Raw genomic sequence first — 19,612 nt, forward strand, 5'->3', positions numbered from 1 at the left:
CTGGCGTTAACGGATGAAGGAGGACGGCTCGGCGGATCAGGTCCGAGTGCGGTGCGGGTCGTTTTCCGTTTCAGACTTAAGCTTACGTTTCTTGGGAAGCTTAGCCCATTCAGTTTGCAGTAAAGCTGCCGTATTGCGCAGGGTCATTCTTACAGCTTCGCCCAAGCTTCGTTCTGAAGCTTTCTTTTTTTTGGATGATTTTGGTCGAGGGGGACCGGTACAGATGCGTTATGAACAATTCGCATACATCTATGACAAGCTGATGGAGGATATGCCTTATCCGCAATGGCTCCGGTTCATACGCCAATGCTGGGACAGCTACGGCAAGCCGCAAACGGTCGTTGATCTCGGCTGCGGGACGGGAAACTTGACGATTCCGCTGGCTCAATCGGGCCTTCGCGTGTTCGGAATCGATTTGTCGGACGATATGCTGGCCGTGGCGCAAGAGAAAACGGAACAGCGCCACCGCACGTTTCCGTTCGCTTCGGGCGGCTCCGTCACCTGGCTGCAGCAGGATATGACCGAATGGGAGCTGACCGAGCCGGTCGATTCGGTTATTTCATGCTGCGACTGCATCAACTATTTGACCGAGGAGACGGATCTGGCCGGGACATTTCGCCACACGTTCGCCGGATTGAAGGAAGGAGGCACGTTTATATTCGACGTACATACCGAGCATCAGCTGAGATCTTATGCGGAGATGCAGCCCTTCCTGCTTAACGACGACGACGTTTCTTATATATGGACAAGCGAATTGGACGAGGAGCGGTGCGAGATCGAGCATGATTTGGCGATTTTCGTCCGCGAGTCGGAATGGCTGGCTGCGGATTCACAGACGAAGGAACCGGCGCGCGACCTGAAGGATACGAACGGAGCCCGGTATGTGAGGATCGACGAGACACATGTGCAGAGGGCGTATCCGCTGGAGCGGATCGAATCGCTGCTGCGGGAAGCCGGGTTTTCCCGGATTCACCGGTTCGCCGATTTTAAGCTCAAGCCGCCGGTTGCGGAGACCGAACGCGCCTTTTTCGTATGCGTCAAAACGTCCGGGGAGTGAGTGCCATGAACGCGAATGTGCTGAAACGCGCGGAATCGTTCGCCAGGTCGTTTCATGAGGGCGACGCTTCCGGCCACGACTGGACGCATATCGAGCGGGTCGTCCGGATGGCAAGGACGATCGCGGCCGCCGAGAAGGCGGACCCGTTCGTATGCGAGCTGGCGGCGCTGCTGCACGATGTGGCCGATCCGAAGCTGAATACTTCCAAGGAAGCGGGGATCGCGAGCGTGCGCGGGTTTCTCGATAGTCTTCCGCTTGCGGCTGACGACGCAGATCATGTGATCGCCATTATCATCACGATGTCGTACAGCGAGGGGCCCGGCCGGCCGATGGCGACGGTAGAAGGAAGAGTCGTACGCGATGCGGACCGGCTGGATGCGATCGGTGCGATCGGCATCGCGAGAACGTTCGCCTATGCGGGCTGGAAGGGGCATCCGCTGCATGACGCTGCGCTGGCTCCGAGAGAAACGTGGACGCAGGAGTTGTATCACCGGGAGCGATCGACGGCGATCAACCATTTTTACGAAAAGCTGATGAAATTGAAAAGTCTGCTTCATACCGAAACAGCGCGAAAAATCGCGGATGAAAGACACCGTTTTATGGAAAGCTACTTGGAGCAGTTCCACAAAGAATGGAGCGGGAACGGCTAATCCGGCCCGGTCGTGCGGCGTGCATAGTACGCTGGAAACACGAAGGGAACGGGTCGCGCCGTTCTTTCATGCCTATCTATATCAAAATTAGAACGATACTGTTCTAATTTAGCTATTACCAATATATTTCGTTTAAGGTATAATGGAGACATAGTATGCAAACATGAAACCGCGCTGCTTGTGGACGGGTGCGGAGCTGGAGGGAGCTGCTTCAATGAAGACCGGGGATGCGGGCATATTGTTTCCTTGGAGGACGGTATACGGGCCTAACTTAGGGTACGTTCAGGAACAGTACGAAATATACGAATCCGACCCGAATTCGGTGGACCCGACTTTTCGGGAATTGTTTGCGCGCGTTGGCGCGCCGCCAGCTACAGAGACAGAAGGGACGGCACAGCCGGCCGCTGCGCGCGCGCAGGCGGTAGACGGCCTTTCCTTGCAAAAGGCGGTCGCTGCCGGAAAGCTGATCTGGAATATTCGCACTTACGGCCATTTGGCGGCGGACATCGATCCGCTGGGCCTAAGCGCATCTGCCGATACACGTTTGATTGAGCCGGAAACGTTTGGACTAACGAAGGAAGATTTGGAAGCTCTGCCTGCGACCTTGATCTGGGAAAATGCTCCGGATGACGTCGTTAACGGCTGGGAAGCGATCGAACGGCTTCGCAGCACCTATACGCGGACGATCGCCTATGAGTTCGCTCATGTCCATGAAGAGCGGGAGCGGGAGTGGCTGAACAAGCGCGCCGAGAACGGCGAACCGCTGGCGGAACCGTCAACCGTGAAGGAAAAAACCGAGCTGCTCGGCCGATTGATCGACGCGGAGCAATTCGAGGCGTTTCTGCACCGGACGTTCGTCGGCCAGAAGCGGTTTTCCGTAGAAGGAAACGACGCCTTGATTCCGCTGCTCGACGAGATCGTCCGCTCGGTCGCACGCGATGGGGCCGGCCATCTGCTGATGGGAATGGCGCACCGCGGAAGACTGAACGTGCTGGCTCATATCCTCGGCAAGCCGTACAGCCGCATTTTCGCAGAATTTCACCATTCGCCGAATAAAGACCTGGTGCCGTCGGAAGGCTCGACAGGCATTAACTACGGCTGGACCGGCGATGTGAAATACCACCTTGGCGCTGACCGTTCGGTAGCGGATCACGGCAATACGATCCGGATCGTGCTCGCGAACAACCCGAGCCATTTGGAATTTGTCAATCCGGTCGTCGAAGGCTTCGCCCGCGCGGCCCAGGAAGACCGCGGACAGGCCGGATGGCCGCAGCACGACCCGAGCAAGGCCGCAGCCGTGCTGATTCACGGCGACGCCGCATTTGCGGGCGAGGGCATCGTTCCGGAGACGCTGAACTTCAACCGTCTGACCGGATACCGCAACGGCGGGACGATCCATATTATCGTCAACAACAGGCTCGGATTTACGACGGACAGCGCCGATTCGCGCTCGACTCACTATGCGAGCGACTTGGCGAAAGGGTTCGAAATTCCAGTCGTGCACGTCAACGCCGACGATCCGGAAGCGTGCGTCGCCGCCGCCCGGATGGCCTGCGAGTTCCGCGACTTGTTTAAGAAAGACTTCCTGATCGATCTGATCGGCTACCGCAGATACGGTCATAACGAATCGGACGATCCGGAGTCGACACAGCCGCTCATGTATTCTAAGGTGCGCAACCATCCGACTGTGAGCGAGCTCTACGCATCCCAGCTGGAGAAGGAAGGCGTCCTTACCCGGGACCAATATGAGCAGATGAAGCAGGAGACGGTCTCCCGCCTTCAGGAAGCTTATGAAGATATGAAAAACGCCGACAAGCTGGGCGAGGACCGCACATGGGCGGCGGCGGACAGCGAGGCCGCTCCGGCGGAGCTCGTCACGGCGGTGCCGCTCGATAAGCTGCGCGAGATCAATCAAGATCTGTTGAAGCGTCCGGCAAGCTTCAACCCGTATCCGAAGCTGCAGCGTATCCTGGAGCGTAGGGCGGGCGCGCTGGACGAAGGCGGCAAGGTCGACTGGGCGCTGGCCGAAACGCTCGCGTTCGCGACGATTCTGGCCGACGGCAAGCCGGTCCGGCTGAGCGGACAAGATTCGCAGCGCGGCACGTTCGCGCACCGGAACATCGTGCTTCATGATCCGCAGACCGGCGAGACGTATTGTCCGCTGCACGATCTGCCGCAAGCGAAAGCGTCGTTCGCGGTTCATAACAGTCCGCTGTCCGAAGCGTCCGTTCTCGGCTTCGAGTACGGGTACAACGTATTTGCTCCCGAAACGTTCGTGCTGTGGGAAGCGCAATATGGCGATTTTGCCAATGCGGGCCAAGTAATCATCGACCAGTTCATCTCCGCCGGACGCGGCAAATGGCGTCAGAAGTCGAGCCTCACCTTGCTGCTGCCTCACGGCTACGAAGGGCAAGGGCCGGAGCACTCGAGCGCACGTCTGGAACGTTTCCTGCAACTGTCCGGAGAAGAGAACTGGACGGTCGTCAATATGACGAAGGCTTCGCAATATTTCCACCTGCTGCGCAAGCAGGCGATGCTCTCCGAGACGGAGGACGCGCGTCCGCTTATCGTGATGGCGCCGAAGAGCCTTATCCGCAACCCGCGGGTCGCCTCGGCCGGTACGGAGCTTAGCGAAGGCGCGTTCCAGCCGGTGCTGGAGCAGCAAGGAACCGGGCTTCAAGCGGAGCAGGTTGAACGAATCGTCTTGTGCAGCGGGAAAATCGCCGTCGATCTGGAGGAGGCGATCTCGGAAAACGGACAGTCGCAGCAGGAATGGCTTCACATCATTCGCGTGGAGCAGCTGTACCCGTTCCCTGCCGAGGAAATCTCGAACATTTTCGCACGGTACGGCAATTTGAAAGAAATCATATGGGTTCAGGAAGAACCTAAAAATATGGGCGCTTGGTTCTTTATGGAGCCGAGAATCCGTGACATTGCCCCGCAAGGCGTAGAGGTCCGGTATATCGGACGCCGGGAGCGTTCCAGTACCGCAAGCGGTTATCAAACCGTTCATACGTTCGAGCAGCGTCAAATCATTGAGAACGTTCAAGATCGAAGCTTCTTCGATACAAACCGATAAGGAGGCCGCGGCTGTGTCAGACATCAAAATACCCGAGATGGGCGAATCGATCACCGAAGGAACGATATCCAAATGGATGGTGAAAGTTGGAGATCGTGTCGGAGCAGGCGATCTGCTTCTTGAATTGGAAACGGACAAGGTCAATTTGGAGGTAAGCGCCGAATCCGCCGGCGTTATTGCAGAAATCCGCAGAGGCGAAGGCGATACGGTTCAAGTAGGTGAAGTCGTAGGAACGATCGGCGCCGCGGGAGCGGAGTCGGCTGCACCTGCTGCACCTGCCGTGGAGGCGCAGCCTTCCGCGGCTCCGGCTCCAGCCGTACCGGCGGAAGCCGCTTCCGCTCCGGTACAGGCCGCTCCGTCGGTTATCGCGGCATCGGCTCCAGGCGTCGCCGCTTCCCCTTCGGCCAGAAAGCTGGCCAGAGAGCGCGGAATCGACCTGCAGCAAGTTCAGCCGAGCGATCCGAATGGACGGATCAGCCGTACCGACGTCAGCTCCGCGCAGAATCAGGCGTCTGCTCCGGCAGCGCCTGCCGCGCCGGCTGCCCGTCCGCAAACGACAAGCGGCATTACGGCGGCATCGGCATCGGAAGATCCGAGCAAGCCGGTTGAGGTCATTAAGATGTCGAGACGCCGTCAGACGATCGCGACCCGCCTTGTGGAAGCTCAGCGCACGGCAGCGATGCTGACTACGTTTAACGAGGTCGACATGACCCGGATTCTCGATATCCGCAAACGCCGCAAGCAGTCATTCCAGGAGAAAAACGATGTCGGCCTCGGCTTTATGTCCTTTTTCACCAAGGCGGTTGTCGGCGCGCTGAAGAAATATCCGCTGCTTAATGCGGAAATCGACGGCGACCAGATTATCGCCAAAAAATATTACGACATCGGGATCGCGGTCGCGGCCAAGGAAGGACTGGTCGTTCCGGTCGTACGTGATGCAGACCGTCTCGGCTTCGCCGAGATCGAGAAACGGATCGCCGATTTGGCAGGCAAGGCGCGAGCGAACACGCTCCAGCTGTCCGACCTGCAAGGCGGCACCTTCTCGATCACGAACGGCGGCGTCTTCGGCTCGCTGCTGTCCACGCCGATTTTGAACACACCGCAGGTAGGCATTCTCGGGATGCACAAAATCCAGTGGCGTCCGATCGCGCTGGACGAGCAGCGGATGGAAAACCGGCCGATGATGTACATCGCCCTGTCGTACGATCACCGGATCGTAGACGGCGCCGAAGCGGTACGTTTCCTTGTGACCATCAAGGAACTGCTGGAAGATCCGGAATCGCTGCTGCTTGAAGGATAAGCGGGCACGTTCCCGGTAACGGGTTGCATATATCCCAAAGGGGATCGACAGAAGCATTGGATGCTGTCGGTCCTCTTTTTTGTAGGAAGCGCGGGGGGCGGATGGAGCGGGAGCGGAACGGTTTCTCCCGGTAACGGTTGCGTTTACCAGACAGGGCGGGGAGGGGCGCAAGTTTGCACAACCGCCGACTAGGGATTTAAGAGCTTTTTACCACCTCTTATTTAGCCGGTTTTTCCCGATTTTGGGGAAACGGGCTAAAATAAGTTGAAGAATAAGAGCTACAAATCGCTCTTAACGGGAAATCTGGTGCCATACGCCACTCCAGTTCACGTCGTGCCCGACCAGAAACTGCCCAATAGCTCGAACCACGCCCGCTACACGAACCAAGAAACATCACGCTACTCCGCACATATACACATGCACCTTAACACACATCTAGCTCCAAATCAGAACTCGCCCGCCTCCGCCCCCGCATACCCTCGAACCACGCGCCGCTCCCCGAACCAAAAAACATCCCGCTAATACGCATCCCCCCGAACAAAAGCTACTACTCCACGCACACCGCTAGTACGCATCCCCCGAACAAAAAGCGCCTACTCCACCCACATACACATACGTCCTCAAACCCGCATCTAGCTCCAAATCAGAACCCGCGCGCTCCAGCCCTCACATATGCCTCTAATCGCGCATCGCTTCTTGAACCGACTTTGCCCCACCCAACAAGCATTCGCTTCAACCTATCCCGATCACGCCCCCCGTCTGCCGCTCCCGTAATCTATAAGCCTACTATTTTTTTAGTATATGGAAATATTTTGGCATCTGGCGGAATAGAGTAGGATAAGCCCCTTTCCCGGTAACCGGGTCAACAAGACGGCGATTGTGAAGTAAAAGGAGGTTGCTTGTTCTGCATGACTATTAGATCCCCGTACGTTTCGCCGGACGATCTCTATTTATTCAATCAAGGCCAGCTGCTTCGGGCATACCGGAGCTTCGGCGCTCATCCGTGCGAACTGGATGGACAAGGCGGCACAGCCTTTGCCGTATGGGCGCCGAACGCGCTGGAGGTGCGGGTTGCGGGGGAGTTTAACGGGTGGGACGGCACGAACCATCCGCTGACCCCCGCCGGGACGACGGGCGTGTGGACCGGGTTTGCCGCAGACGTCGGCGAAGGCGCGCTGTACAAATACGAGCTGATCGATGCGGAAGGACGAAAACGGCTCAAGGCCGATCCGTTCGCGTTCCAGTCGGAGCTGCGTCCCGGAACGGCTTCGGTCGTCGCCCGGCTGGACGGCTACGAGTGGAGGGACGAGCACTGGATGCAGCACAAACAGCAGCATCCGCCGTACGAACGCCCGATGCTTATCTATGAAGTGCATCTCGGCTCGTGGAGGCTCGAAGCGCCCGAACAATTCCGGACGTATGCGCAGTTGGCCGATGAATTGGTAGACTACGTCTGCTCGATTGGCTATACCCATATCGAACTGCTGCCGCTGACCGAGCATCCGCTCGACCGGTCGTGGGGCTATCAGGCGACCGGGTATTACTCGGCTACCAGCCGTTATGGCACGCCCGAAGGACTGAAGCTGCTTGTGGACCGCTGCCATCAGAGAGGGATCGGCGTGCTGCTCGACTGGGTGCCCGGCCATTTCTGCAAAGACGATCACGGACTCCGGCTGTTCGACGGTACTCCGCTGTACGAGGATTCCGATCCGAGACGGGCGGAGAAGCCGAACTGGGGAACGCTCGCCTTTCACTTCGGCAAACCTGAGGTACAAAGCTTTCTTTTGTCGAACGCCTTGTTTTGGCTCGACGTTTATCATATCGACGGCTTCCGGGTGGACGCGGTCGCCAGCATGATCGATTTGCATTTCGACAAGCCGGACGGGATGCGGACGTGGAACCGCCATGGCGGAACCGAGCATCTGGAGGCGCTCAATTTCTTGCGCCGGCTCAACGAAACGGTGTTCGGCCACTATCCGGACAGTCTGATGATGGCTGAGGATTCGTCGGCTTGGCCGGGCGTCACGTCGCCAACCTACAAGGGCGGCCTGGGCTTCAACTACAAGTGGAATATGGGCTGGATGAACGACATGCTCCGCTATATGGGGACCGATCCCGCCGATCGTCCGGCCTGCCACACCCTGACGACGTTTCCAATGATGTACGCCTATTCCGAAAACTACATCCTGCCGCTTTCCCACGACGAGGTCGTGCACGGCAAACGGTCGCTCCTGCACAAAATGCCTGGCACTTATGAAGAAAAGTTTGCGAATTTGCGGCTGTTTTACGGGTACTGGTTTTGTTTTCCCGGCAAAAAGCTGCTCTTCATGGGCGGCGAATACGGCCAATTCGACGAATGGAAGGACGACGCCGGACTGGACTGGATGCTGCTCGATTACCCGCTGCACGCTGCCATGAACCGGTATATGCACAGGATGAGCGAGGTGTACGCTTCTCTTCCTCCGCTCTGGGAGCTGGACCATTCCCCGGAAGGGTTCCGCTGGATCGATCCCGATAATGCCGAGCAAAGCGTCCTCTCGTTCGTCCGGTACAGCCGGGAGGAGGGGCGCCATGTAGTGGCCATATGCAACTTCTCGGGCCGCGCTTATTCCGATTTCCGGATCGGCGTACCGGCTGCGCCGGCTTATCGGGTGTTAATCAACAGCGACGTCGCCGAATACGGCGGCCGCACGACCGCCGCTTGGCCCCTGGTCAAGACAGAGCGGACCAAACGGAACGGACAGCCCGTCAGCTTGACGCTGAACGTGCCGCCGCTCGCCTTTATCCTGCTTGAGCCGCTCCGGTCCGCCGGCAGGCAGCGCAAAATGAACCAATAACCCCCCGAGAGGAGAATCGATATATATGCGACGTAACGAATGCATCGCCATGCTGCTGGCCGGAGGGGAAGGACGCCGGCTGGGCGTATTGACGAAAGATTTGGCCAAGCCTGCGGTCCATTTTGGAGGGAAATACCGGATCATCGATTTTACGCTCAGCAATTGCGTCAATTCCGGGATCGAGACGGTTGGCGTTCTGACCCAATACCAGCCGCTCGTACTGAACCGGTATCTCGGCATCGGCACCCCGTGGGGGCTCGACCGGCGGGAAGGCGGGATGCACGTGCTCCCTCCGTTCGTCCGGCAGAAGGGCGGCGTGTGGTACAAAGGGACGGCCAACGCGATTTCCCAAAATATCCGGTTTATCGAGCGGTACGATCCCGAATACGTGCTGATCATCTCGGGGGACCACATCTACAAGATGGATTACAATGAACTGCTCCATACGCATAAAACAAGCCGTGCGGACGCCACGATCGCAGTCATCCAGGTGCCTTGGGAGGAGGCGAGCCGGTTCGGCGTGTTAAGCGTCGATGAAGAAGGAAGGATCGTCGAATTCGCCGAAAAGCCGAAACAGCCGAAGAGCAATCTGGCCTCCATGGGCGTATACATGTTCTCCTGGCGGGCGCTTCGCGAAGCGCTCCTGCAGGATGAGTCGGACAGCGGCTCCTCCAACGACTTCGGCAAGGATGTCATTCCGGCGCTGCTGCGAAACGGCTCCCGATTGTATGCCCACCGGTTCGAAGGATATTGGAAAGATGTCGGCACGATCGACAGTTTATGGGAGGCGAATATGGATCTGCTCGAAGATAAACCGGCTCTGGACCTGTACGACCGTTCCTGGCGCATCTACTCCGTGAATCCGAACCGCCCGGCCCAGTATATATCGCCTTATGCCAGCGTGGAAAGCTCGCTGATCAACGAAGGCTGCGTCGTGGAAGGACGCGTGAGCCGCTCCGTCCTGTTCCACGGGGTACGGGCCGAGGCGGGCTGCCTGATCGAGGATTCGGTCATTATGCCCCATGCGGTCATCGGCAAAGGAGCGACGATCATCCGCGCGATTGTCGGAGAAGGCGCCGTCGTAGGCGAAGGGTGCACGATCGGCAGCTACGATTCGCCCGAGATCGCCGTCGTGGCGAGCGGGGCGGAGATCGAGACGCTGCAATCTCATGAGGAGGCGAATCCGGTATGAAACATTTGATGATGGGCGTCATCAATCTTATTCACGAGCAGGAGGAGATGGGACCGCTGACCGCGGGCCGTTGTCTCGCCACCGTTCCGTTCGGCAGCCGGTACCGGCTTATCGATTTTGTATTGTCCTCGATGGTGAATTCGGGCATTTCCAACGTCGCCGTGTTTGCCCACACGAAATACCGTTCGCTGATGGACCATCTCGGCTCCGGCAGCAACTGGGATTTGCACCATAAGCAGAGCGGGTTGTTCGTGCTGCCGCCGGCGATTGAAAATCAGACGGACTTCGGCCGGGGCGATTTGTATCATTTTTACCGCCACCGCGATTATTTTACGCGGACTCCGCAGGATTACGTCGTCATCGCCCGCAGCCATATGGTCTGCAATATCGACTTTACGCGCGTCCTGGAGCAGCATCGGGAACGGGGCTCGGATATTACCGTCGTCTGCAAAAGAGAGCCGGGACCGCTGCCCGGATTGTGCCGGAAGGTGAAGCTGGACGAAGCGGGGCGCGTGCTCGATATGCAGGATCATTTCGGTCGGCTCGAGAGCGATGTCGTCTCGATGGAGATGTACGTGCTGCACAAGGAGCTGCTGCTGAATCTGGTAGACACCTCGCTCGCCCAAGGTCGCGATCATTTTGTCGGACATGCGGTCATGTCGCGGCTCGGCGAGCTTGCCGTCCACGCTTATATGCATGACGGCGCGCTCGGCGTCGTCAATACGATCCCGGCCTATTACCGGCACAATATGGAGCTGCTCCAGCCCGATGTGTGGAACGAGCTGTTCCAGCGGCCGGGGCCGGTCTATACGAAGGTGAAGGACGAGCCGCCGGCCCGCTACCGCCGCGGCTCCGAGGTGGCGCATTCGCTGATCGCGAACGGCTGCGAGATCGAAGGCACCGTGTATGGCAGCATTTTGTTCCGCGGCGTCAAAATCCGCGAAGGGGCGGTTATCAGCAATTGTATTATTATGCAGAACGGGATTGTCGGGGCAAGCGGTTCGCTGGAAAACTGCATCCTCGACAAGGAAGTGAGCATCCGTCCGTTTCAAGGGCTAAAGGGTTCAGCGGGTACGCCATTTGTCGCGGGCAAGCGGAACGTCATCTGAATCGGATCGGCCGCCGGGCCGCCGCAGACCATTATTACGCGGCGGCTGCCGGCATACGGAGGAGGGATTCCATGAACGTCTGGTTCGTAGCCTCGGAGGCGGCGCCGCTCGTGAAGACGGGAGGGCTGGCCGACGTTGCGGGGGCGCTGCCCAAAGCGCTGGGCTCGCTCGGGATCGACGTCACGGTCGTACTGCCGAAATACGGGGCGATTCCGGCTTCCTATAAGGCGTCCAGTGTCCCGCACGGACATTTCCGCGTGTCGCTCGGCTGGCGTTCCGTCTATTGCGGGCTGGAGGAGCTAACTGTGGACGGAGTGCGGTTTCTACTGATCGATAACGAGACCTATTTCAAGCGCGACCAGCTGTACGGTTATGGAGACGAAGCGGAACGATTCGTTTTTTTCAGCATGGCGGTTCTGGAGGCGATGGCAAGGTGCGACCGGCTGCCGGACGTGCTCCACTGCCACGACTGGCAAACCGGTCTTGTGCCCTTTCTGCTGCGCACCCGGTATTCGTATCTTCCGCAGTTCCGCAGCATCCGTACCGTGTTTACGATTCATAATCTGCATTATCAGGGCGTGTTCGGACGAGAGCTTCTGCAGGATCTGCTCGGGGCCGGAGACGACATGTTCGGACAGGACGGCTTGGAGTTTTACGGTGCGGGAAGCTGCATGAAAGCGGGGATCCGCTACGCGGACAAGCTGACGACCGTCAGTCCTTCCTATGCGGCGGAAATTCAGAGCTCCGAATACGGGGAAAGGCTGGACGGACTGCTCCGGCAGCGGGCCGGAGATTTGACCGGCATCGTCAATGGCATAGATACAAGCAGTTACGATCCCGCCGGCGATCCGCACCTGGCTGCGCCGTATTCGCGCTCGTCCGGCGGCAAGCGGCTCAATAAGCGGCCGCTCCAGCAGGAGCTGGGACTTGAGCCGGACGAAGAGGTCCCCGTCATCGGCATCGTCTCCCGGCTGGTCGCCCAGAAGGGGCTTGAGCTGATCGGCGAGGCGCTGCCCGCTCTGATGGCCGAGGATGTGCAGCTTGCCGTACTCGGCTCCGGCGATGCCCGCTATGAGCGGATGCTGCTCGATGGGGCCGCTGCCTACCCGGGCCGGCTGGCCGTGCGGCTTCGCTTTGACGAAGGGCTGGCGCGGCGGATCTATGCCGGTTCGGACCTGTTTCTGATGCCGTCGCTGTTCGAGCCGTGCGGGCTCAGTCAACTGATCTCGCTGCGTTATGGAACGGTGCCGATCGTACGGGAAACCGGGGGGCTGCGCGATACGGTACAGTCCTTCAACGAATATACCGGAGAAGGGAACGGCTTCAGCTTCGGGCCGGCGGCCGCCCACGATTTGGCGTATACGGTGCGGCGGGCGCTGTCGTTTTACCGGGACCGGGAAGCATGGGAGCGGATCGTGCGCAACGGGGAGTTGTCGGACATCGGCTGGGAAACGTCTGCCGGACGTTATGCGGAGCTGTACCGGGAGTTGTTGAAGGGATAGGCTGGCTGGTCTTTGTCCATCTACCAGAACGTTTAGGTTCTTTACCGTGCCAGTGAAGGGAAGGGACGGGGTTCCCTTACTTGACGTTAGAGAACGTATAATCAGGTTCGATCGATTACTAACGAATCGTAGCGTGCTTATGGCTGAAAAGCGACGTTAGTGCAGACTTAACGAATCCAGGTATCGTTATCGAACCGAAAGCGGAAAAAAACGATCCAATTTGCGGGGAATAACATTACAAGAGTTCGTTACAAATTCAAACGTCCGCATTCGGCTCCGATAACGAATGTTGGGTTCGTTAGCCATACCACCGGATGAAGACAGCACGACTTGAACGGCGGTTGGAGTCGAACCCTTTTCCTTCCGACGGGCTGTCGTATGGGTTTGAAGACCAAGACCGAAGGAGCTGTCTCCAAAGTTTTTCACGATTAAAGTTTTTCACGATTTCGCGAGGCTCACTTCAAGTGCGAGTTCAAAAATTCCGGTTTTCAGCACCGAGAAGATGGGATGAAGCAAGGAAATGAGGAGCGGAGCGGAGCGTAGTGGGAGCTTTTGTGAGCACCGAAAGTTCCGGCTGAATTCCATATTCGATGTCGAGCAGGCTTCCTGATCGGCTTCGTGATCAAAAGTGGGCTTTTTGAAACATCCTCGTGGAACCGGTTTTCCTCAAGAAAAAGGACTTCAGTCTCCACTTATCGTGGAAATTGAAGTCCGTTCGTTTAAAAGTGGAGACATCCCCCTGTCAGGAGAATCCTTCCTGGACAGCCCTTTTCATAGTTGTTTTCCAGCAGGCGCGGACAGGCTTATCCGCTGGCTGATCAGCCCGCAAGCCGCATCCCGCCGCTTGTCCGGTCGAGACGCGGCACGATTGGGAAGGAGGCGACCCGGTCGGCCGATACCTCATAAAATGTCCAGCGGATGCAAGTAAATGGCAAGCATGGAGGCGGAGGGTATGTAACAATGTACCCGTATATTTGTTTTTTCATGAAATGTAAGCGTGTTCATCAAAATCGAAAGTAGGGGGATTCGGATGATCAGATTACGTTTTGCATCAGTGGCGTTGTCCGTTGCGGTGGCGGGAGCTTTGGCTGCTGCGTGCAGTCAAGGGCAGGAGAAGGAGCCGGAACAGGCGGCTCCGGCAGCAAGCAATCCCGTTGAAACAAATGTAAGCGAATACAAGGGAGGCCCTGCCGAGCTGCTCATTCAGGATATCAACTCGGGCACGACCGACGAGCAGTTTCAGAAGTTTTTCGTCGAACCGCTCAAGGCCAAATACCCCCAAATTACTCTCGTGCAAACCCGTGAGACGCTGGATAAGCTTCTGGCGGCGGGAACGCCCCCCGACATCGTGCTGGTCAGCAACGCCGGACTGGGCACCGTGCTCGAGGCCGATATCCCCGAAGATTTGACGCAAATGATCAAAACGCACAAAGTGAATCTCAGCTCGATGGAACAGGCGGTCGTTCAGCAAACAGAGCGGCTCGGCGACCAGAAGGCGTTTTACGGAATGCCGTTCGCGATGAATTATGGCGCGATGGTGTACAACAAAGATATATTCGACAAGTTCGGCATCGCCTATCCGAAGGAAGTCATGACATACGAAGAAGCTCTGGAGCTCGGCAAAAAATTAACCCGCGTCGACGGAGGCACGAACTATATCGGCATTATGCCGCCCGATCTGAGACAATTGTACTGGCAGTACGGCGTGCCGGTATTCGACAAGTCGAAAAACAAATCGGTGCTCACTACCGACAAGCATGCCCAGGTGTTCTCGATGCTGAAGCAGTTTTATACAATTCCCGGGTACGTGGAAGGCGGGAAATACAGCCACTCGGTCGACCTGTTTTTCAAGGAGCAGCGGATGGCGATGTATCCGAACTGGGTGTCGGCGATCATCACGTTTTTCACCAGGGCGGAGACGAAGGACGCGTTCAAATGGGATATCGTCGCACATCCGGGCTACAGCGACAAGCCGGGTCTCGGCAAAGAGGTCGATTACCACATGGCGGTCGTCAACAAGTCGGGCAAGCACAAGGAAGCGGCTTATCAAGTGCTGCTCAGTCTGATCAGTGAAGGGGTGCAGACGAAGCTTAGCAAAGCCGGCCGTCTCTCGATTCTGACGAATAGCGAGATCCGTAAAGTATACGGCGAGGAAAGCGAGATTTATAAAGGGAAAAACTTGCAGTCGATCTTTAAAGTCTCGCCTTCGCCGCTTCCGGATGCGTCCAAATATGACGCGAAAATCAACGCCCTGCTGATCGGGGAAGTGACCAAAAGTGTCGTGATCGACGCCACCGACATCAATACGGCGCTGCGCAACGCCGAAGAGAAGGCGAACAAGGAAATTGTCGTGCCGTAAACGGTAAACGGAAAACGGATTCGGTGCGCTCGCCGCGCGGCTACCGGACCGGTATGGCCGAGACGCGTTTCGGCGCGCTGCGGTAGAGAAGGGTGGTCAGGACGAATCGCCGATTGTACGTTCAGGGACGAGTCTGCGCATATATTCGCGCGGGGTACAGCGGTTGATCCGCTTAAACAACTCGTAGAAATGAGCGGTGTTCGCGATACCGATCCGCTCCGATATTTCCGTAATGCCGATGTCCTCGGTGAGCAGAAGCCGCTCGGCTTTGCGGATCCGCTGCACGTTGATGTAGTCGACGAACGACAGGCCCATCACCTTTTTGAAATATTTGGAGAAGTAATGATAGCTCATGTTCATCATAGCGCTAACCTCGGACATCTGAATTTTCTCGGACAGCCGGAGGTTGACGTAATCGAGCACGGGGCGCAGCGAAGGAGCGTTCGCCTGTTCGTAGGGCACCGCCGCATGACGGAAGCTGTCGTCATGCCGCAGCAGAGTCAGCAGCAACTGCCGGACCTGCAAACTGGCGGCGATTTCGTAACCGATCGATTTCCGTTCCAACTCTTGAAAGAGGAGAAGGATAGTCCGGGTAAGCTCGGCTCTCATCTCCTCTTTTTGTTTAATTTGGCCGTTCAGCGAGCAGAGGGGCCGGTCGATTTCGGAAAAATACCGGAAATGCATAAGCAGTGCCGGGTCAAAGTAAGGCTGGAGGTCGAAATGAAGCACGAGATAGGCGAGTTTGTTCTCGTCTGTTTTCCGTGTGATATGAGGCTGCATAGAGCCCACCACGAACACGTCGCCCGGGTCCAGCCGGTATAGCTGATCTTGCACGCGGATTTCCATGCTGCCTTCCTGCATGTATAAAAATTCCAGCTGTTTATGGTAATGCCAGCGAGGATTCCAGTTGACGTGCGTATACGTTTTGACGACTTGCCAAATGTGAATGCACAGTACATTGTTCATATACCGGATCGGTTCGTCGTACGCGTCGTGGTTCATCGCTCGTTCGCCTCCCCTAACAAAATTGGATAGAAATTGAACAAAAGCTGTTCTATCGCCAAGCCTCACGCGTGAGTTAACCTTTTCTTGCTAGCCATTATAGAGCCGCAGCGCGGTTTTATCAATGCAGAAGGGGGAAAAACGTATGAGGAGGAACGGATGGAACGGGTTGAACAGTCTCGGGGCGGTGGCGATCGCAGCAGCGGTACTGAGCGGCTGCAGCGGGGGACAGACGGGAAGCGAAGCGGCCGGGAGCAAAGGGGGGAAGGCGGCCCTCGATTCCGGCAATACGGGTCAAACGGCACAGACGCCTGGCGGGCCAAAGGAGGTCGCGTTTTTTACGCAGCTCGGCGATACGACCGCCAATTTCGATTACCGGATCGGGGACGCGCTGCGTAAAAAATTTCCCGATTACGCGATTACATTCGTAGAGAAACCCAGCGGCAAAGACGTCGCGGAATCGATTGCGGCCGGCGTAAACTTCGATATTTTTTACAGCTCGATCGGCAATTTCGAGGATGTCGTTTTGCCCTACGATCTGGCCTATGACATGAGCGAGCTGGTGCGGAAGCACGCCATCGACCTTAGCGCGATCGAGCCGACGATATTGGACGCGGTAAGGCAGGCTTCGGGCGGCAAGCTGTACGGGCTGCCGGTATACAACAACAACTTCGTTCTTTATTACAACAAAACGATCTTTGACAAATTCGGCGTCCCGTACCCTAACGACGGCATGACGTGGGAGCAGACGCTGCAGCTGTCGGCCAAGCTGACCCGCGAGGAAAGCGGCGTTTCGTATTTCGGGTTCGGTCAGAGTACCGTCCACACCGTCCGGCTGAATCCGCTTTCGATCCCGAATGTAGATCCGGCTACGAGCAAGCCTACCGTTAATACCGATCCGCGCTGGAAATTGTTTTACCAAACGTTTTTTCTGCCGTTCGCCCAAGACACGCTTTATCAGGCATACACGGCCAAAACGAACAAAACCCCGGATCTGAACAGCTTTGTGACGGAGAAAAACACGGCGATGTTTCCGTACTTGTCGAGCCTGATCTATGTCTGGATCGATCAGTTGAAAACGCTTGATTGGGATATGGCTGCGCTCCCTTCATTTCCGGATACTCCGGATACCGGCTCGGTTTCGTATCCAACCTACTTCGGGATCGTGAAGACGTCCAAAAACAAGGACGCCGCCGCCGAGGTGCTGAAGTATATGATCTCCGAGCCATTTCAAACCGAGCTGGCGCAAAAGGCGATTATGCCGGTGCTTAAGGACCGCGGCGTTCAGGCGCGGATTGGCGAGTTATCGCCGTTCAAGGATAAGAATCTGCAGGCGATTTTTGCCAAAAAGCTCGCTCCGGTTGCGCCGAAGACGATGTACGACGGCGAGGTGACGACCATCTACCGGAATCACGGCGTACTGATGCATACCGGCAAGGTCGACCTGAACACCGGGCTGCGACAGGCGGAGGAAGCGGCTCAGAAGGCGATCGATGCGAAAAGGAAGTAACAACGGCGATAAAAGACGGTGGCGAACCTCAATAGGGCTGATTAAATGCCCGGATACGAAAGGCGGGAGAGCTCCATGGATCAGCAGCAGGGGATGAGCCGAAGGGCGGTGCTGGCCGGAATCGGGATGGCCGGCTTGTCGCTCGGTCTCGGCGCGACGATGGCCGGAGGCGCTTCAGTCGCGGATACGGTATACGGTCAGGCGGGAACGATCGGCAACAGGCTTGGTCATGGGAATGGAAACGGAAAAGGAAACGGACATCCGGAGGGAGGGGCGGAGCTTTCCGATTGCGGCGACGGCTGCCGCGTCTTCGTATCCGGATTTACGTACGAGGCCGTGCAAGCTTCGCTCGACGCGGCGGAAGGCAAGACGATTTTATTCGGTCCCGGCGTCTATACGCTGAGCGGCGGAACGCCGGTCGTCCGCTCCAATACGACGGTACTCGCCTGCGGCGAGGTTGTAATCGTACAGCCCAATACAGGCAAACATGCAGCATTTGCGGTCGCTCCGGGCAGTGAGAACATTACGATCGACGGCTTCGATATTCGCGGACCGTGGTATGGGACCGGCGTGCCGGACTGGGTGAACGGCGATGTGGACAGCGCGCTGTGGAACGCCTCTTATGCCGAAAATATCGGCATTGATATCCGCGGACGGTGGTATCAGCGCCAGGTGCTCGGTTATCCGCCGGCCCAGATGCAGGCGTTGACCGATGTGAGCCGTCATATAACGATCCGAAATTGCAGAATCGAAGGGTTCGGCCAGTCCGCGGTCATCGCCGATCAGATCGACGATTTTACCGCCGCTCACAACAGGATTCGCCGCTGCGGCCGCGACGGCATCCGGATGTACGGGGTAGTGAGCGCCCATATTTATGCCAATACCGTAAGCCGGTTATCACCGGGATATGACGGCGCGAAACCGAATTACAACGTATACGGCATTACAGCGACGCGCCTGTACGGGAGCTCTTCCGTTCCGGACCCGAATCTGTCGGTAGGTCGGCCGTCCCGCGACGTGGACATCATCTTCAACCATGTCGAACTGTGCTCGACGTGGAAGGGGCTCGATACGCACGGAGGCGTCAATATCCGCTTCATCGGCAATACGGTTCGCAATTGCTATATTGCGATCGGCATCGACAAAGGCGGCATTCACGATGTGCACGGCAAAGCGCCGGGGCGGGATCTGACGGTGAACGGCAACACGTTAGTATGGGACGGCGATTCACCGTATCGGCGGGCGGCGGTTACTGCTTACGGACATGACTCCTCGGACGATCTGATCGGACGCAATCTGACGGTTTGCGGCAACTATATTGCCGGATATGGGGGGAATGCGACCGACGGGGCGGTCAGCGTATCGAACTTTGCATCGGTTTCTGTAACGGGCAACGTGTTTACCGACTGTCTGCGGGCTGCTCTGACCTTGTTTAATACGGTGATCGATTTTACGTTCACCGGCAATGTGATCGACAATGTGGAGCTGACCGGCTATAACGTTGCTTACGGAGTCATCGTCCAGACGAAGCGGGCTACGGGGACGGTGGAAGGCAATACGATCCGCAACCGGAATCAGGTAACGATGAGCGCGGGCGTATCGCTGCAGACTCCGGACCCGGGCTTCGGGGTGAAGGTGGGCCGGGACAACGTGTTCTCGGGGGTGATGAATGCCAAGGTGAATACGGCAGGAAACGAAGCGGGCGGTTCCTATTTTCTGACTCCGCACGCATACGCGAACATTGAGCTTACTCCGTCCGGAGCTTCCATTCTGGCGGGGAAAGGAATCGCTGCCGCCCTCCGGACGGCGGTCGGTGAAGTAGAGATTACATTAAAGGAGGCGCTCTCCGGGAATCAGACGGTTGTCCCTCAGATTACGGCAAAAAACGGGGCGGGCCTTGCCGCCTCGGTGTCCTCGGTCATGTCTGGCGGATTCAAGGTGCACGTCACGGACGTCCAAGGCGCCGCCACCGATTCCGGGTTTTATGTCACCGTGCACGGATATTGACAAGAGCC

At 57.4% G+C, this 19,612-nt stretch carries 12 protein-coding genes; 11 read left to right on the top strand and 1 reads right to left on the bottom strand.

The genetic code is table 11. The annotated features are described in order from the left end of the window. Positions 1 to 223 precede the first annotated feature (223 nt). The 9 genes from PV433_RS21915 (at position 224) to PV433_RS21955 (ending at position 15,085) form a co-directional block, all read left to right on the top strand. Entirely contained in the window at positions 224 to 1,057 is an 834-nt protein-coding gene (locus PV433_RS21915) for a class I SAM-dependent DNA methyltransferase (protein WP_332074179.1), read from the top strand. Positions 1,058 to 1,062: 5 nt separating this feature from the next. Continuing rightward, positions 1,063 to 1,707 carry an HD domain-containing protein gene (locus tag PV433_RS21920; protein ID WP_332074180.1) on the top strand — a complete coding sequence of 215 codons (645 nt, stop codon included), beginning with the start codon at positions 1,063 to 1,065 and terminating at the stop codon, positions 1,705 to 1,707. A 214-nt stretch (positions 1,708 to 1,921) separates the two neighbouring features. Next, entirely contained in the window at positions 1,922 to 4,786 is a 2,865-nt protein-coding gene (locus PV433_RS21925) for a 2-oxoglutarate dehydrogenase E1 component (protein ID WP_332074181.1), read from the top strand. A 13-nt stretch (positions 4,787 to 4,799) separates the two neighbouring features. Continuing rightward, positions 4,800 to 6,086, top strand: coding sequence for a 2-oxoglutarate dehydrogenase complex dihydrolipoyllysine-residue succinyltransferase (gene odhB / locus PV433_RS21930; RefSeq protein ID WP_332074182.1), 1,287 nt, complete (start codon positions 4,800 to 4,802; stop codon positions 6,084 to 6,086). 908 nt (positions 6,087 to 6,994) lie between these two features. Continuing rightward, positions 6,995 to 8,923 (top strand): 1,4-alpha-glucan branching protein GlgB, encoded by a 1,929-nt coding sequence (glgB, locus tag PV433_RS21935; RefSeq protein WP_332074183.1) that lies wholly within the window; start codon positions 6,995 to 6,997, stop codon positions 8,921 to 8,923. Between the two features lie 25 nt (positions 8,924 to 8,948). Further along, positions 8,949 to 10,115: a glucose-1-phosphate adenylyltransferase gene (locus PV433_RS21940; RefSeq protein ID WP_332074184.1), complete on the top strand. Its 1,167-nt coding sequence runs from the start codon at positions 8,949 to 8,951 to the stop codon at positions 10,113 to 10,115. Then, entirely contained in the window at positions 10,112 to 11,224 is a 1,113-nt protein-coding gene (glgD, locus tag PV433_RS21945; protein WP_332074185.1) for a glucose-1-phosphate adenylyltransferase subunit GlgD, read from the top strand. The genes PV433_RS21940 and glgD overlap by 4 nt, the downstream gene beginning before the upstream one ends. Before the next feature lie 71 nt (positions 11,225 to 11,295). Further along, on the top strand, positions 11,296 to 12,726 hold the full coding sequence (gene glgA / locus PV433_RS21950) for a glycogen synthase GlgA (RefSeq protein ID WP_332074186.1): 1,431 nt from the start codon (positions 11,296 to 11,298) through the stop codon (positions 12,724 to 12,726). A 1,030-nt stretch (positions 12,727 to 13,756) separates the two neighbouring features. After that, positions 13,757 to 15,085, top strand: coding sequence for an ABC transporter substrate-binding protein (locus PV433_RS21955; RefSeq protein WP_332074187.1), 1,329 nt, complete (start codon positions 13,757 to 13,759; stop codon positions 15,083 to 15,085). A gap of 96 nt (positions 15,086 to 15,181) precedes the next feature. On the opposite strand, the gene PV433_RS21960 is transcribed toward PV433_RS21955, so the two are convergent. Beyond that, positions 15,182 to 16,087 carry a helix-turn-helix domain-containing protein gene (locus PV433_RS21960; RefSeq protein ID WP_332074188.1) on the bottom strand — a complete coding sequence of 302 codons (906 nt, stop codon included), beginning with the start codon at positions 16,085 to 16,087 and terminating at the stop codon, positions 15,182 to 15,184. 145 nt (positions 16,088 to 16,232) lie between these two features. Here PV433_RS21960 and PV433_RS21965 point away from each other — a divergent pair, with 145 nt between their 5' ends. Continuing rightward, positions 16,233 to 17,597: an ABC transporter substrate-binding protein gene (locus PV433_RS21965; protein WP_332074189.1), complete on the top strand. Its 1,365-nt coding sequence runs from the start codon at positions 16,233 to 16,235 to the stop codon at positions 17,595 to 17,597. Between the two features lie 75 nt (positions 17,598 to 17,672). Next, the gene (locus PV433_RS21970; RefSeq protein WP_332074190.1) at positions 17,673 to 19,604 is read left to right on the top strand and encodes a right-handed parallel beta-helix repeat-containing protein; all 1,932 of its coding nucleotides are present in this window, start codon (positions 17,673 to 17,675) and stop codon (positions 19,602 to 19,604) included. Positions 19,605 to 19,612 lie beyond the last annotated feature (8 nt).

The organism is Paenibacillus sp. GYB004 (genome assembly GCF_036577605.1).
Classification (GTDB): Bacteria; Bacillota; Bacilli; order Paenibacillales; family NBRC-103111; genus Paenibacillus_AB; species Paenibacillus_AB oceani.

Coding starts and splice junctions, on each gene's coding strand:
- PV433_RS21915 (WP_332074179.1), top strand. CDS start 224: ATGCGTTATGAACAATTCGCATACATCTATGACAAGCTGATGGAGGAT.
- PV433_RS21920 (WP_332074180.1), top strand. CDS start 1,063: ATGAACGCGAATGTGCTGAAACGCGCGGAATCGTTCGCCAGGTCGTTT.
- PV433_RS21925 (WP_332074181.1), top strand. CDS start 1,922: ATGAAGACCGGGGATGCGGGCATATTGTTTCCTTGGAGGACGGTATAC.
- glgB (WP_332074183.1), top strand. CDS start 6,995: ATGACTATTAGATCCCCGTACGTTTCGCCGGACGATCTCTATTTATTC.
- PV433_RS21940 (WP_332074184.1), top strand. CDS start 8,949: ATGCGACGTAACGAATGCATCGCCATGCTGCTGGCCGGAGGGGAAGGA.
- glgD (WP_332074185.1), top strand. CDS start 10,112: ATGAAACATTTGATGATGGGCGTCATCAATCTTATTCACGAGCAGGAG.
- glgA (WP_332074186.1), top strand. CDS start 11,296: ATGAACGTCTGGTTCGTAGCCTCGGAGGCGGCGCCGCTCGTGAAGACG.
- PV433_RS21955 (WP_332074187.1), top strand. CDS start 13,757: ATGATCAGATTACGTTTTGCATCAGTGGCGTTGTCCGTTGCGGTGGCG.
- PV433_RS21960 (WP_332074188.1), bottom strand. CDS start 16,087: ATGAACCACGACGCGTACGACGAACCGATCCGGTATATGAACAATGTA.
- PV433_RS21965 (WP_332074189.1), top strand. CDS start 16,233: ATGAGGAGGAACGGATGGAACGGGTTGAACAGTCTCGGGGCGGTGGCG.
- PV433_RS21970 (WP_332074190.1), top strand. CDS start 17,673: ATGGATCAGCAGCAGGGGATGAGCCGAAGGGCGGTGCTGGCCGGAATC.